The following is a 13968-nucleotide window of genomic DNA, read 5'->3' on the forward strand; positions in this document are numbered from 1 at the left end:
AAACAAAAAGTACACATGCGGCGCCGGGCTCCCAAGGGCCCGGCGCCTTTGTTTTCCGGTTACGGCAACCCGCGGCCGGCAGGTGCGAAACTGGAGTCATGAAGCTGCTCCTCATCCGCCACGGACAAACCCCCGGCAACGTACTCGGCCAACTGGACACCGCCCACCCGGGGCCGGGGCTCACCGAACTGGGCGAGCGGCAGGCGGCGGCCATGGCGCGGTCCCTGGCCAACGAACAAATTGACGCCCTGTACGCGTCCACGCTGGTGCGGACCCAGATCACGGCTGCCCCGTTGTCCAGGCTGCAGCGCATCGAAGTGGAAGTGCTGGACGGCCTGCACGAAATCGAGGCGGGTTCCCTGGAGAAGCTCACCGACCATGAAGCCCATAAGCGGTACATGACCACGGTCTTTTCCTGGGCCGCCGGTGACCTTGACCGGCGGATGCCTGCAGGCCCGGACGGCCATGAATTTTTTGAAAGGTACGACGCCGACATCGCCAGGGTTGCCGATCGCGCCTCCCGCGGCCTGGACTCCGCCGTCGTCGCCGTGGTCAGCCATGGCGCCGCTATCCGCACGTGGGCAGGGTTGCGCGCCTCTGGAGCCGATCACGAGTTCGCCGCCCGCCATGTACTGGCCAACACCGGCATCGTGGCCTTGGAAGGGGATCCCGACTCGGGGTGGAAACTGATTCACTGGGACGGCAGCCCCATCGGCGGCCTGGCCCTTGCGGACCCCACAGCCGAGGACCCCACAGGCACGGACGTGGCCGGCCCGTAACAGCCGGAAAGCGCCCTTCAGCGTCGGTGAAGGAGGCTTGCCGGCTGCGCGGTAGCGGCCAGTCGCCGGGCCATGACCGCTGCTTCCGCTGCGGACGGGCGTGCAGCACTGTCCATGGCAGTGGCTGCACGCAGCAACGCACCCCACCCGGGTCCCAACGAAGCTGGAACCACAGGGCTTCGCAGTGTCCGTGCCACAAGGGATTCCACAGCGGTGCCGGTGTACGCCCTTTCCCCGGTCAGGAGTTCCAGGAGGACCAGGCCCAAGGCGTAGACATCCCAGGACGGCTGGGCGGCACCACCTGAGGCCTGCTCCGGACTCATATAGTGCACAGTTCCGGATGACATGCCCGGCTCGGGCGCCGCACCGGCGGCAGCCGCGATGCCGAAGTCCACGATCCGGACCGGGCTTCGCCGCAGCCCGCTGAGCATAAGGTTGGCGGGCTTGATGTCCCGGTGGACCAGGCCCCGGCCGTGAAGGTGGCTGAGACCGTCGAAAAGCCCGGCGGCCCAGGCCGCAACCTGCCGCGGGGAATGCAACGGGCCGTGGGCTACTTCAGCAAGGCTGGGGCCAAGTGCCAGTTCCTCCACAATGTAGGCCCGGCCTGGCAGTTGGCCTGGAACCGGCATGGTTCCGTCCTCAAAGAAGGTGATGACCGACGGGTGGTCAAGACTGGCCAGGACGGCGGCTTCGTTGGCGATCCTCCCGCGGTGCTTGGGAGAGCCGTCAACCGCAATCTTCACGGCGACGGCGCGGCCACCCGCCAGGTCCACGGCACGGAAGACCTCGGCCATGGATCCACGACCCAGACGCTCCCTCAAGTGGAAGCGGCCGCCCACCACGATTTCATCGGCGATCGTGGCAGGCGTGGGCGCCACGGCCGTGCGCACCACTGCCAGGGGCGCAACCAAAAGGGCGGTCATGCCGGGACGGTGCCAGTGAGGACCGGAACGCGCTGCTCCGGAGTCAGCGATTCTGCCGGCTCCGTCCAGCCGGTCGCCCACACATCGAGTTGGAAGCCGCAGCTGCAGCGCCAAACGGGAGGCAGCCGGACAGGCCCCTCCTCCGGCTCAAACGTGTAGTCGACGGTGGTGCCGCCTATGGCCGGAACCACTATTTCCATCTCCGTGGCGCAGTGAACGGGCCAATCGCCCCGGTCTGCGGCGGTTGCGGAGGCACGACCGGGTGGCCCTGCCTCAAAACGTGCGTAGATGGCGCTCATGACTCCCTCTGGACTTTCCGGACTAGTCATAAGCATACATATTACTAGTCGAACTAGTAAGTCGGTCTAGCTATATATCCTACGTGTCCCGGTGTTCCGCCTGGATGGCACGGGTCATACGCTCCAGGAACTCAACCACCACACGGGCCTCTTCCGCTGAAAGACCCTCGGCCACGGACATCATCCGGCGGTGCATCTCGCCCAGCGTCTCGCGGACCTCATGGTCGGATTCAGCGGTCGGTACCACCACAACCGACCGGCGGTCGGTCGGATGGGACTCCCGCCGGACGTGGCCGCTCGCGACCAGGCGATCGATCAGGGACGTTGTGGAGGCGCTGGTGATACCAAGGAACTGGCTCAGATCCTTCGGCACCACGGTGCCCCCGGACGCCTGGACCCGCAGGAGGTAGCGCAGAGCAAGGATGTCGGTCTCCCCCATGCCCATGGAGTCGCGGGTGGAGCGTCGGACGGTCGTCTCGGCGGTGCGGTAGTCGCGGAGGGACTTCAGCACCGCGGCGCTGTAGTCCAACTGGCCGTCCGGCCCATACCAATACCCGGAACCTTCGTTTCTGGAGCCCATGGAATCATCTTAGACCGCCTGATAACTAGGCCATCGAGAGTGTTTGCCGAGTCAGACGCCAACGGATCGAACGGGGAGATCTCGCCTCCCGATGGGTAGCCGTTCCGCTGTTCTCTCATTGCTTACGGCGAGGAAACACCGGCGTAACCACCGGCCAATACCGTTGTCAGGCATAACCTTTCGGCGAATCGAGGCAGTCATGCAGACCAACCCGCGTCTCAACATCAGGGCCGTGACCTGGGCCAACCCCGTGGGCGCCGATCTGCGCCGGGCCCAGCAGGCCGAACTCGACGCCCGCTTCGGCACGCCTGATCACGAACCCGGGGTCCCGCCGTCGGGCGCCGACTGCGCCGTCTTCCTCGTGGCCTACGACAAAGGGTCCGGCCAGCCCGTGGGCTGCGGAGGTCTTAGGCTCCTGGATGATGCCACGGCGGAGATCAAGCGCCTCTACGTACTCCCCTACACGCGCGGCTCGGGCGTGGCCAGTTCCATCCTGGCCGCCCTGGAGGCCGAGGCGCACAAACAGGGAATCACGCGGATCAAGGCCGAAGCCGGCTCCGCTCAGCCCGACGGCAGGAACTTCTACGAGAACTCCGGGTTTGCACCCGTTCCAAACTTCGGCGCCTACGCCGGCGTGGAGCACTCGTACTGCTACGCCAAACTCATCGACTCGCACAGCGCAGCCCACACGGCCATGGCCTGAGACTGGACGCAGCCCACGGAGCGGCAGGGGGCGGCGGACGGGGGCGTCACACAGGCCCCGACACTGCGCACCGGAAGCCCTGTCGGCTAACCTCGCCCTATGGAATCAGCAGACATCACCTTCCGCACGCGCAAATGGGTGCGGCCCGAGGACCTCAACGCCAACGGCACGCTGTTCGGCGGCAGCCTGCTGAAATGGATCGACGAGGAAGCGGCCATCTACGCGATCCTCCAGCTCGGCAACGGGCGTGCGGTGACAAAATACATCTCCGAAATCAACTTCGTCAGCTCTGCCGTCCAAGGGGACCTGATCGAGATGGGCCTGACGGCCACCCGATTCGGCCGCACCTCGCTGACCATGCGGGCAGAAGTCCGCAACATGATCACGCGCCAGAGCATCCTCACCATTGAGCAGATCGTCTTTGTGAACCTCAGCCCGGCCGGCCAGCCAGAGCCGCACGGCTACACCGAAATCACCTATGACCGGGACAGGATCCCGACGCACCACCTCACTGAAACACTCAACCAGGACTGACGACGGCGGGACTCGCCTTTGCGCTCCGGTCCGCCCGCCTCCCGACGTTCACCGCACGTTTACGCACTGTGCCCTGAGTGTTCCGGCAACAGGACCAGACTAGACAGCCGGGCTGTTTATCGAATCGATAGCTTTTAACGCCCTCATCTGTCGAGTCCAGCTATAGGCTTGCCGGACAATGCTCCGAGCCAAGTTCAGAAATGAGTCCTGATCGTGCGTAAACTGCAGACTTTGATGGCCGCCGCCGTCGCCGTCACCCTGTTGGCCGGCTGTGGCGCCGGAACGGCAACCCCCGCCGCGTCCGGCGAGCCGTCGTCCACGTCCACTGTTCCTTCCGGCGAGACGCTGGTGGTCTACACAAACTCCAACGGCGAAGGCCGCGGCGAATGGTGGACCGCGGAGGCCGCCAAGGCTGGCTTCAAGATCGAAGTGGTGGGAGCCGGCGGCGCAGATGCCACGAACAAACTCATCGCCGAGAAGAACAACCCCATCGCCGATGTCGCCTTCGGGTTGAACAACATGTACTTCGCGCAGATTAAGGCAGCCGGTGCCCTCGACCCCTTTGAACCCGCCTGGGCGGGCGAAGTGGACACGGCTGTGGGGGACGCCGGTGACGGGAAGGCTTACTGGCCGCTCGTGAAGCAGGCCATCCTCCTCGGCTACAACGCGGACAAGTTCAGTGCCGACGCCGCCCCAAAGGACTGGACTGACCTCTGGACCAAGGACGCGTTCAAGTCCCGCTACGAGCGCGTGACAGGGCTCGGAACCGCAACAGCGCAGCTGGTTTTCGCCGGCATCCTCTCCCGCTACAAGGACGACTCCGGCGACCTGGGCATCTCCGCCGAAGGCTGGAAGCAGGTTGAGCAGTACTTCCAGAACGGCAGCCCCGCTGTAGCCAAGACCGACCTCTTCGCACGGATAGCCTCCGGTGAAGTGGACATGGGCCAGATGCCGTCCTCAATCATCGCCGAGCGTGAAAAGTCCTTCAAAGTCAACGCGGAAACCGTGGTTCCCTCCGTCGGCGTTCCGCTCGCCGTTGAGCAGATTGCCCTTGTGAAGGGAACAAAGAAAAAAGCTGAGGCCGTGAAGTTCATCAACTGGTTCGGCAGCGCGGACGTGCAGGGCGCCTTTGCCAAGCAGTTCAACTCGATGCCCGTCAACAAGACTGCCGCGGCCCAGGCCAACCCCGACGTGGTGAAGTTCTTCTCGACCGTCAAGCAGCAGGACATCGATTGGGGATTCGTCCAGGAGAACATGGGCTCCTGGGTGGAGAAGATCGAGCTCGAATACATGCAGTAGGAGCCCACACAGCGCGCACCGTCCCGCACCGCAGCCGGGCCAGCCGGCTCTCCCTCAGACAGGTACCCATGATCCGCCTAGACAACATCGAAGTCACCTTCGGCGATTTCGTAGCCATCCCGAACCTTGACCTGCACGTCAAACCCGGAGAGTTCTTCACCCTGCTGGGCCCCTCCGGCTGTGGGAAGACGACGGCGTTGCGCACCTTGGCGGGTTTCATCGAACCTTCTGCGGGTACCGTCCATGTGGACGGGAAAAACGTCACCCGGCTACCGAGCGACAAGCGGCAGGTGGGCATGGTGTTCCAGAACTATGCCCTGTTCCCCAGCATGAGCGTCTGGGAGAACATCGCCTTCGGGCTGCGGGTGCGGAAGGAAAAATCCGCGGAGACGGACCACCTGGTGCGCGATATCGCGCGCCGGGTGGAGCTCAGCGATGAGCAGTTGCACAAGAACGTCGCCGAGCTGTCCGGTGGCCAGCAGCAGCGCGTGGCCGTGGCCCGGGCGCTGGTGCTGCGGCCCAAGATCCTTCTGCTGGACGAGCCGCTGTCCAACCTGGACGCCAAGCTCCGGCACCAGCTCCGGCAGCAGCTCAAGGACCTGCAGAGCGAGTTCGGCATCACCACCGTGTACGTCACCCACGATCAGGACGAAGCCCTGGCCATGAGCGACAGGGTGGCCGTCTTCAACAAGGGCGTCGTGGAACAGGTGGGCACGCCACAGTCGATCTACGATGACGCCGCCACCGAATTTGTCTGCAACTTCATCGGTGACAGTTCGCCGCTGACCCCGGAGTTCATTGCTGAGCTCAACAGGCTCTCCGGTGCGGGGCTCAGCCCCGCAGCCAAGTCCTATCTTCGGGTGGAAAAGGCGTCACTGACCCCGCCCGCAAACGGAGGCGCCGCCGTCGGGCTTTCCGGAAAAGTGGTTTCACGCACGTATCACGGGCTCCACAGCCGCTACATTGTGCGGAGCCATGGCGCGGACCTCCGGCTGCTGGTCAAGGAAGACGGCGCCGCGCACCCGGAGGCGGGCGCGGAAACCACCGTGTACGTCCAGCCCGCGCACGTGCTGCAGTACCACCCGGACACCGGCAAGGCCCTGGAGAGGCAGGACCAGGCTGTGGTCATGCCATGAGCACGACCTCAGCGAAAAGCATGCTCCGCTCCCCGTTCGTCCTGATCGTGGGAACGGTGCTGACCTGGTTCATCGCCGCGTTCCTGGTCTGGCCCAACCTCAACGTCCTGCTCGCCACGTTCTTCCCGGACGGCAGCTTCTCCGGGCGGGCCGCGGAGAAGCTTTTCTCCTCCCAGCGCGCCATGAAGTCCCTCGGCAACAGCTTCCTGCTCGCCGTGGCGCTGTCCGTCACGGTCAACGTGGTGGGCATCTTCATTGTGCTGGTCACGCACTACTTCAAGATCCGCGGCTCCAGGATCCTTTTCCTCGGCTACGCGTCCACGTTCATCTACGGCGGCATCGTCCTGGCGGCCGGGTACAAGTTCATTTACGGGGACAAGGGCATCGTCACGGCCCTGCTGCTGAAGGTGTTCCCCGGCATGGACGCGGCGTGGTTTTCCGGGTTCTTCGCCGTGCTGGTGGTGATGACGTTCGCCACCACCACCAACCACATGCTGTTTGTTGCCAACGCGCTCAAGAGCGTGGACTACCAGACCATCGAGGCCGCCAAAAACCTTGGGGCTTCTGACTGGACCATCCTGCGCAGGGTGGTGCTGCCCATGCTCAAGCCCACGCTGTTCGCCGTCACCATCCTGTCCTTCCTGACCGGGCTGGGGGCGCTCAGCGCGCCGCAGGTCCTGGGCGGCCGCGACTTCCAGACCATCACGCCGATGATCCTGACCTTCACCAACAGCCCCACGTCGCGGGACCTGGCGGCGCTGCTGGCTGTCATCCTGGGTGTGGCCACCATTCTGATGCTGGCGGTGATGACCCGGCTCGAGAAGGGCGGCACCTACTACTCCGTGTCAAAAGTGTCCTCCGCCCTGCAGAAGCAGCAGATCACGAACCCGGCGGCCAATGCTGTGGTGCATGTGACCGCCTACCTGCTGTTCGCCGTCTACAGCCTGCCGGTGCTGCTGATTGTGCTGTATTCGTTCGCTGACGGGGCAGCCATCCAGACCGGGCAGCTCACACCGGGCAGCCTGACGCTGGACAACTACACTCGCGTGCTGACCAAGGAATCCGGCCTCCGCCCCTTCGTCATCAGCGTCATCTACAGCGCCCTCGCAGCAGTGATTGCCGTGGGCGGCTTGCTGTTCGTGGCCCGCCTGCTGCAGAAGTACCGCAACTGGGTCAGCTCCCTTTTCGAATACCTCCTCCACATTCCCTGGATCCTGCCCTCGGCCCTGCTCGCCCTGGGCCTCATCCTCAGCTACGACCACCCCAACCCCCTGGTGGGCGGCGCCGTCCTGACCGGAACCACCGTGATCCTGCTGATCGCGTTCGTGACGGTCAAAATCCCCTTCACGCTCCGCATGCTCAAGGCATCGTTCGCGTCCGTCAACTCCTCGCTGGAGGAAGCCGCCGCCATCATGGGCGCGAAGACCCTGTACGTCTTCCGGCGGATCCTGCTTCCCCTGGTGCTTCCGGCGGCCGCAGCCATCGCCGCGTTGAACTTCAACAGCATGCTGGATGACTACGACACGGCGATCTTCCTGGCGCACCCCCTGGTCCAGCCGCTGGGCCTGGTCATCAAAGCAAACACTGACGGTGCCGAAGGCGTGGAGGGCGTGGCAAACACATTCGTTTACACAGTCCTGCTCATGATCATCACCGGGCTGACCATGTACCTGGTCTACGGCCGGTCCAGCAGGCGCGGCGCAGGCACTTCCGGGAAGCGCCGCGGGAGTCCGACGGCCAAGGTGACCGTCGCAGAGGCCGCCCCCGTGCCCGATGCTGCACCGCTGCCCGCCGGTAGGCCGTAACCCGGCTGGCCCGCGTTTGGGGTCCCCACGAGAATCCCCGGGACACAAAAGCATAGGATCGATAGCCGGACCCTATGAAAGGACCCACTTGGCCAAGCTTTACTTCCGCTACGGCGCCATGAACTCCGGCAAGTCCACCGGACTGCTGCAGGCCGCCTTCAACTACGAGGAGCGGGGCCAGCGCGTCCTGCTGGCCAAGCCCGACGTGGACACCAAAGGTGACACCGATATCGTGTCCCGGCTGGGCATGACACGGTCCGTGGACTTCCTGATCGCCCCCGAAACGTCCGTCCGGGAACTCTTCGCCGCCCACGCAGCGGGCGATGACCCCGACGCCCTACTGGAGCACGTGGACCAGAAGCCGGTGGCATGCCTGCTGGTGGACGAGGCGCAGTTCCTCACCCCTGACCAGGTGGATGACCTGTTCCGCATCGCCATCCTGGACAACGTGCCGGTCCTCGCCTACGGCATCAGAACGGATTTCCTGACGCACGCCTTCCCCGGATCCCGCCGGCTGCTGGAGGTCGCACACACGCTGGAGGAGTTGAAGACGATCTGCCGCTGCGGACACAAGGCCATCTTCAACACCCGGCGCGTAGGCAACGACGTGGTCTTCGACGGCGACCAGGTTGCCATCGACGGCCAGGACGTCTGGTACGAATCCCTGTGCGGTTCCTGCTATCTCGAGGCATCCGGCGGACGCCTGGGCGCCTAACGGGCGGCTCGGCCTTTAGCCGAGCCCCGCGTCAGCCCAACGGTCTCAGCTGACCCCGGGCCAGCCGGTGTACGCCTCGGCCAGGTAGGCCATGCCGTGCCTCGACGAGACTACCGAGTTGAGTTCGCCCAGCTGGCGGGCCCGGGAGAAGTCGTCTGCATCGGCGGGGGTGTGGAGCATGGTGGTCATCCAGTAGGAGAACTGCTGCGCCTTCCATACCCGCTCCAAGGCCCGGTCGCCGAACGAGTCCAGCAGGGCGGTGGAACCGCTGCCGTAAAAGGATTCCAGGCCCTCAAAAAGCATCTTGACGTCGTGGATGGCCAGGTTCAGGCCCTTGGCACCTGTGGGGGGAACCGTGTGGGCGGCGTCGCCGGCCAGGAACAGGTTTCCGTAGCGCATGGGGGTGTGCACAAAACTGCGGAACGGCAGGACCATCTTGTCGATGACCGGGCCCTCCTTGAGCTCGAAGCCGTTGCCGTTGACCCGGCCGCGGAATTCAGCCCAGATCCGGTCGTCATCCCACTCGGCCACGTTCTCCTTGGGATCACACTGGAAGTACATCCGCTGCACCGTCTCAGTGCGCTGGCTGATCAGGGCAAAACCGTTGTCCGAGTTGGCATAAATCAGCTCATCGGAGCTCCGGGGGGCCTCCGCCAGGATGCCGAACCAGGCGAACGGGTACTCGTGGAAGTACCACTTGCGATGGGCTTCGGGGATCTGGAAGCGGCAGTGGCTGCGTGAACCGTCCGCCCCCACCAGGAACTCCGCCTGGATTTCGTGTTCGACTCCGTCCGAGTCGGTGAACCAGACCTTCGGTTTGCCCTCAAGGTCGTGGACGGTGGTGTCCGTGACGCTGTAGCGGACGTCGCCGCCGTCGGCCTTCCGGCGCGCCGCGAGGTCCAGGAAGACGTCCGTCTGCGGGTAAAGCCAGACGGATTCGCCCACGAGGTCCTTGAAATCGATGCGGTGGCTTTCGCCATTGAAACGCAGCTCGATGCCGTCATGCCGGTCGCCGTCGCGCAGCACGCGGTCCGAGACCCCGCTGTCCACCAGCAGGTTGACGGTGCCGTGTTCCAGGATTCCGGCGCGGACCGTTTCGGAGATTTCCTTGTGGCTGCGCACCTCGATGACGGTGGATTCGATGCCGGCCTTGGCCAGGAGGTGGGAGAGCATCAGGCCGGCGGGGCCGGCGCCCATGATGGCCACTTGGGTGGTGATGACTTTACGTTGTGCCATGGCTGGTCCTCGCTTCGTTGCGGGGGCTCTGACTGTCTGCAGAGCCTGGTCGGGTTCGTCTGGCTATCAGTGTGCAGCGTGACAAGTGATTGACGTAACACTGATTCCGTTCAACGGAATCGATGTTCAGATTCCGGCGTCGCTGAGCCCTCGGGCGATGCCCCGCGCCGCCGTCTGCAAAGCGGGCACCAAGGCCTGCAGCCGCATCTCCCGCAGGGGAACCACGACGCCGAGCGCCGCCACGGCGCGCTGCCGTCCGTCCAGCACGGGAACGGCTATGCCCCAGGTGTCGGGATCCACCACGCCGGCGAGCTGGGCGAACCCGTGATGGGCCGTTTCGCTCAGCAGGGCACGCACGGCGTCTTCGGTCACCTTGTCGCCAGGATCGGGGAACTGCCCAAGGTATGCGGCCTGCACTGACTTGTCCTGGTGGGCCATGAGCGCGAGCCCGGCCGACGAAACATGGATCGGCATCCGGCCGGCCACCCTTGCCCTGTTGGCAACGGACCCGCGCCGGGAGAGCCGCTCCACAAAGAGCGCTTCCCAGCCGTCCATCACCGCAAGGTTCACATTCTGGTTCAGGACCTGCTGGATGTCTTCCATAAACGGCATGGCGGCCTGCCGCAGCGCCAGCGTGGGCGAATTACGGTTGACCAACTCCCACAGGCGCAGCCCGAGCCGCACCGCCCCGCCGTCGACCGTTTCCAGCAGTCCATGCCCAGCCAGCTGCCGGACCAGCCGGTGCGCGGTGGTCAGGGGCAGCCCGGCCCGGTCCGCGAGCTCGGACAGCTGGAGGCTGCTGACCCCTTCGGGGAAGGCGGAGATCACCCGGACCACCCGATCCACCACCGAGTCGCCGGAAAGGGAGTTAGCCATGACCGCTCCTTCCATTCAATGGTGTTCGCATCAGATTACACCCGACGGCGCCGCCACAGTGCCGGAGCCAGCACTACTGCAACGCCGACGGCGGCTCCGATCACCGTCTCGATGATGCGGTCGCGCAGCAGGATAGTGGGTGACGCCGGCACCACCAGCAGGGTGGAGATCAGAGCCAGCGGTGTCACCACCACCTGGGCCAGGACATACTGGCGGGCAATGAAGAGTTCAGCGCCGAACTGGCACAGGGCAATGACCAGCACGATCTGCCAGGGGGCCAGATTCAGCAGCAGGATGGCGGCGAGCAATGCCAGGCCCAGCACGGTGCCGATGATTCGTTGGATGCCCCGGCGGACCCGGTGCCGGGTGCTGTGCCCGACCAAGGGGACCACCGCTGCGACCATGGCCCAATAGTTGTGGCCGAACCCGAGCCAATGCCCGGCCAGCGTGGCCAGCGAGCCTGCCACCCCGGCGGCCACAAGGTAGCCCAGTCCTTCCAGCCACGCCGCCCGTTTCTCGCCCTCGGCCAGCCGGATCGGAGCCGGCCACTTCCAAGGCGTGCGGTATTTGGGGAGCACGCGAGAAGAGAAGCCAATCACCAAGGAAAGCGCAGTGGTCAGCACCGCCACCAGCATGGCCTCCAGGACCGGCGGCTGGTTGGGGATGGAGGCGATGGCCGCAAACGCGAAGATGTGGAAGAGCGAGCCCGCCGGGCGCAGGCGCAGCAGCGCGATGGCCACGGAACAGCCGCCGGCCACCAGGGTGGTGGCCACAACCAGGAGCCACGTGGTCGCCGCCTGGTCCAGCCCCCAGGCGGCCCCCGCCCTCGCCGCGAGGGCAGCCAGGAACATGACCAGCAGCATCAGCAGGCCTGCCCGCAGCTGCAGCACAAACCGGGTGCCATGCGGTTCATTGCGCCCGTAGATTCCGGTGAACGCACCGAAGGAGGCGAAAATCGCCAGGTCCAGCCTGCCGAACAAGAGCAGGGTGATCAGGGGAAGAAAAATTCCGACGGCGCAGCGCAGGGCCGGTTGGTGGTCGTTGTTGCTCGGCGCAATGCTGAACATTTCAGCGAAAAACTTCACGTTCCGAGTGCCTCTTCCTTCGGTAGCCCCTGGCGGAGTAACCGCCTTGGAGCGGCAGAACCAGCCTCCCCAATCCTATGTCCCTGACCTTTCCCACGTTCGGAACGGCAAGGCAACACCACCGAAACACCAGCACGCAACGCTTGAGCCATGAAGCCCACCGCAAGCAACCCGGCCGCCTCGGATTTGAGCTGTGAAGTCTGCGGCCTGATGCCCGAACCCACCAAGACCCGGCTGACCGTGGCCAACCTGGCCGTGATGCTCCCGATTGAACTGCTGGTCCATGCCTTGGTGGTGGAAACGCACCTGCCGTATCTGGCCAAGGTGCTTGTCCTCACCCTGACTGCCACCGTGCTGGTGATCTGGGTGGCCGAACCGTCCGCTGCCCGGATCCTCCGTGGCTGGCTGCACGCCCCGGCGCTTCGGCACCGCAGGAAGCTGGGCAGTGCCCCTGCTCTGTGGCGGGCGCGCACGGTGCTGCAGGACCAGCCGGGTGCGCTGCAGAAGATCACCCGGGCACTGGCCCGCCTGGACACCAACATTCTCAGCATCCACGTCCATCCGGTCGCCGGCGGCGTGCTGGACGAGTTTGTCCTCTCCGCCCCGGGGAACGTCAGTGAACGCCAGTTGATGGACGCGCTGATCGACGGCGGCGGCTCCAGCTCCCACGTCTGGCCCACCACCGCCCTTGCCATGGCAGACGGGCAGACCAAGGCGCTCAGCCTCGCGGCCCGGATCGCGAGCGCCCCTGACGAACTGCCCCTCGCCGTCGCCGAGCTGCTCCGCGCCCGGATCCTGACGCCGTCGGAGGCGGTCCTGGAGAAGCACGACGCCGGGACGCTCCTGAAGATCCCCACCGCCTGGCACGGACCCATCACCTTCGTCCGTCCCGGCGAGCCGTTCACGCCCGCGGAGTCGGCCCGCGCCCACCGGCTCGCCGAGCTCGCGGAAATCCTGGCGCACCGCCCGGCCCCGGCCCACCCCATGTAGGTAGCGCTATCTGTCGTTTTGGGGCCTCAAAACGACAGATAGCGCTACCCAGTTGGGCGGGTCACATGCGGATGGTGAGCGCCCCGGGGTCGAGGGTCATCACGACGTGCTTGCCCTCGCCCTCGTGGTCGCCGTCCAACTGGTAGTCGTCGTTGTGTTCCAGCGTGATCTCCACGGATTTGCCCTGGTAAAACTCCACCGAGGTGTCCTTGCCGCGACCCTTACCGATCATGCCGGCGATCACGGAGAACCACCCCAGCTTCCCCTGCGGGGCCAGCACCGCCACGTCCAGCAGGCCGTCGTCCATTTTGGCGTCGGGGAAGATCTCCAGCCCGCCCTGGACCTTGCCGCAGTTGCCCACCATCACGCTGCGGACGCCGCGGTGCACCACGTCCTTGCCGTCGATCACGATGGTGGCCTTCACCGGTTTGCCGGGCAGGTTCCGGATACCGGCGTCCACGTATGCCAGCCAGCCCACCTTGTCCTTGAGGTCCTCGTTGGTGTCGGCCATGATGGTGGCGTCGTAGCCCACGCCGGCCATGACTAGGAAGACCTGCTCCTTGTCGGGGTCGTTCCGGCGGGCACGGACCACATCGATCTTCCGCTCAGTTCCCGCCAGAGCCCCGGCCATGGCGCCGTCAAAGTCTGTGACGTCCATCCCCAGGTTGCGGGCCATGAGGTTGCCCGTGCCGAACGGCAGCAGCCCCATGGGCACATCCCCGCCGGCCAGGACCTCAGCCACGCACCGCACGGTGCCGTCGCCGCCGGCAGCAATAACGACGTCGGCCCCCTGCTTGAGTGCCTCCTTCGCCTGGCCGACGCCCGGGTCCTCCTTGGTGGTCTCAAGCCAGATGGGCTCGCCCCAGCCGTGTTCCGAGCAGTGCTTGGCCGCGAGTGCCTTCACGTCAACCTCCACCGGCTTGGCGGGATTGATGATGATGGCCGGGCGTTTGAGGTCGGTGGAGTTGCTGGCAGTCATGGTGTCCTTCGGTGAAGTTGAATAATGCC

15 protein-coding genes are annotated in these 13968 nt (G+C 65.3%); 8 read left to right on the forward strand and 7 right to left on the reverse strand.

All coding sequences use genetic code 11. From position 1 onward, the window contains the following. Window positions 1–98: 98 nt before the first annotated feature. Complete coding sequence (locus tag AC1MCD_RS19535; RefSeq protein WP_498674456.1) at window positions 99–779, forward strand: histidine phosphatase family protein; 681 nt, start codon at window positions 99–101, stop codon at window positions 777–779. 17 nt (window positions 780–796) lie between these two features. On the opposite strand, the gene AC1MCD_RS19540 is transcribed toward AC1MCD_RS19535, so the two are convergent. The 3 genes from AC1MCD_RS19540 to AC1MCD_RS19550 form a co-directional block, all read right to left on the reverse strand. Then, entirely contained in the window at window positions 797–1702 is a 906-nt protein-coding gene (locus AC1MCD_RS19540) for a serine/threonine-protein kinase (RefSeq protein WP_498674458.1), read from the reverse strand. Then, complete coding sequence (locus AC1MCD_RS19545) at window positions 1699–2001, reverse strand: hypothetical protein (RefSeq protein ID WP_498674459.1); 303 nt, start codon at window positions 1999–2001, stop codon at window positions 1699–1701. The genes AC1MCD_RS19540 and AC1MCD_RS19545 overlap by 4 nt, the downstream gene beginning before the upstream one ends. Before the next feature lie 79 nt (window positions 2002–2080). Further along, window positions 2081–2581: a MarR family winged helix-turn-helix transcriptional regulator gene (locus tag AC1MCD_RS19550; protein ID WP_498674462.1), complete on the reverse strand. Its 501-nt coding sequence runs from the start codon at window positions 2579–2581 to the stop codon at window positions 2081–2083. A gap of 199 nt (window positions 2582–2780) precedes the next feature. Between AC1MCD_RS19550 and AC1MCD_RS19555 the strand changes: the two genes are divergently transcribed. The 6 genes from AC1MCD_RS19555 to AC1MCD_RS19580 all read left to right on the forward strand — a co-directional run bounded on the left by AC1MCD_RS19555 (window position 2781) and on the right by AC1MCD_RS19580 (window position 8773). Next, the gene (locus AC1MCD_RS19555) at window positions 2781–3284 is read left to right on the forward strand and encodes a GNAT family N-acetyltransferase (RefSeq protein WP_498674464.1); all 504 of its coding nucleotides are present in this window, start codon (window positions 2781–2783) and stop codon (window positions 3282–3284) included. Between the two features lie 99 nt (window positions 3285–3383). Then, complete coding sequence (locus AC1MCD_RS19560) at window positions 3384–3818, forward strand: acyl-CoA thioesterase (protein WP_498674466.1); 435 nt, start codon at window positions 3384–3386, stop codon at window positions 3816–3818. A 213-nt stretch (window positions 3819–4031) separates the two neighbouring features. Beyond that, complete coding sequence (locus tag AC1MCD_RS19565) at window positions 4032–5117, forward strand: extracellular solute-binding protein (protein WP_498674467.1); 1086 nt, start codon at window positions 4032–4034, stop codon at window positions 5115–5117. A gap of 68 nt (window positions 5118–5185) precedes the next feature. Beyond that, complete coding sequence (locus AC1MCD_RS19570) at window positions 5186–6253, forward strand: ABC transporter ATP-binding protein (RefSeq protein WP_498674469.1); 1068 nt, start codon at window positions 5186–5188, stop codon at window positions 6251–6253. Next, the gene (locus tag AC1MCD_RS19575) at window positions 6250–8058 is read left to right on the forward strand and encodes an ABC transporter permease (protein ID WP_498674470.1); all 1809 of its coding nucleotides are present in this window, start codon (window positions 6250–6252) and stop codon (window positions 8056–8058) included. Before AC1MCD_RS19570 ends, AC1MCD_RS19575 begins: the two co-directional genes overlap by 4 nt. Before the next feature lie 88 nt (window positions 8059–8146). Next, the gene (locus AC1MCD_RS19580) at window positions 8147–8773 is read left to right on the forward strand and encodes a thymidine kinase (protein WP_498674473.1); all 627 of its coding nucleotides are present in this window, start codon (window positions 8147–8149) and stop codon (window positions 8771–8773) included. 45 nt (window positions 8774–8818) lie between these two features. On the opposite strand, the gene AC1MCD_RS19585 is transcribed toward AC1MCD_RS19580, so the two are convergent. The 3 genes from AC1MCD_RS19585 to AC1MCD_RS19595 all read right to left on the reverse strand — a co-directional run bounded on the left by AC1MCD_RS19585 (window position 8819) and on the right by AC1MCD_RS19595 (window position 11970). Beyond that, the gene (locus tag AC1MCD_RS19585) at window positions 8819–10009 is read right to left on the reverse strand and encodes a 4-hydroxybenzoate 3-monooxygenase (protein WP_498674475.1); all 1191 of its coding nucleotides are present in this window, start codon (window positions 10007–10009) and stop codon (window positions 8819–8821) included. Window positions 10010–10135: 126 nt separating this feature from the next. Next, complete coding sequence (locus AC1MCD_RS19590; RefSeq protein ID WP_498674477.1) at window positions 10136–10885, reverse strand: IclR family transcriptional regulator; 750 nt, start codon at window positions 10883–10885, stop codon at window positions 10136–10138. Between the two features lie 35 nt (window positions 10886–10920). Beyond that, entirely contained in the window at window positions 10921–11970 is a 1050-nt protein-coding gene (locus AC1MCD_RS19595) for an FUSC family protein (protein WP_498674479.1), read from the reverse strand. Between the two features lie 150 nt (window positions 11971–12120). On the opposite strand from AC1MCD_RS19595, the gene AC1MCD_RS19600 reads away from it, so the two are divergent. After that, entirely contained in the window at window positions 12121–12960 is an 840-nt protein-coding gene (locus AC1MCD_RS19600; RefSeq protein ID WP_498674480.1) for an ACT domain-containing protein, read from the forward strand. Between the two features lie 61 nt (window positions 12961–13021). Here AC1MCD_RS19600 and AC1MCD_RS19605 read toward each other — a convergent pair whose 3' ends face one another. Next, window positions 13022–13939 carry a diacylglycerol/lipid kinase family protein gene (locus tag AC1MCD_RS19605; RefSeq protein ID WP_498674482.1) on the reverse strand — a complete coding sequence of 306 codons (918 nt, stop codon included), beginning with the start codon at window positions 13937–13939 and terminating at the stop codon, window positions 13022–13024. Between the last annotated feature and the right edge of the window lie 29 nt (window positions 13940–13968).

It is taken from the genome of Arthrobacter sp. BF1 (genome assembly GCF_056680215.1).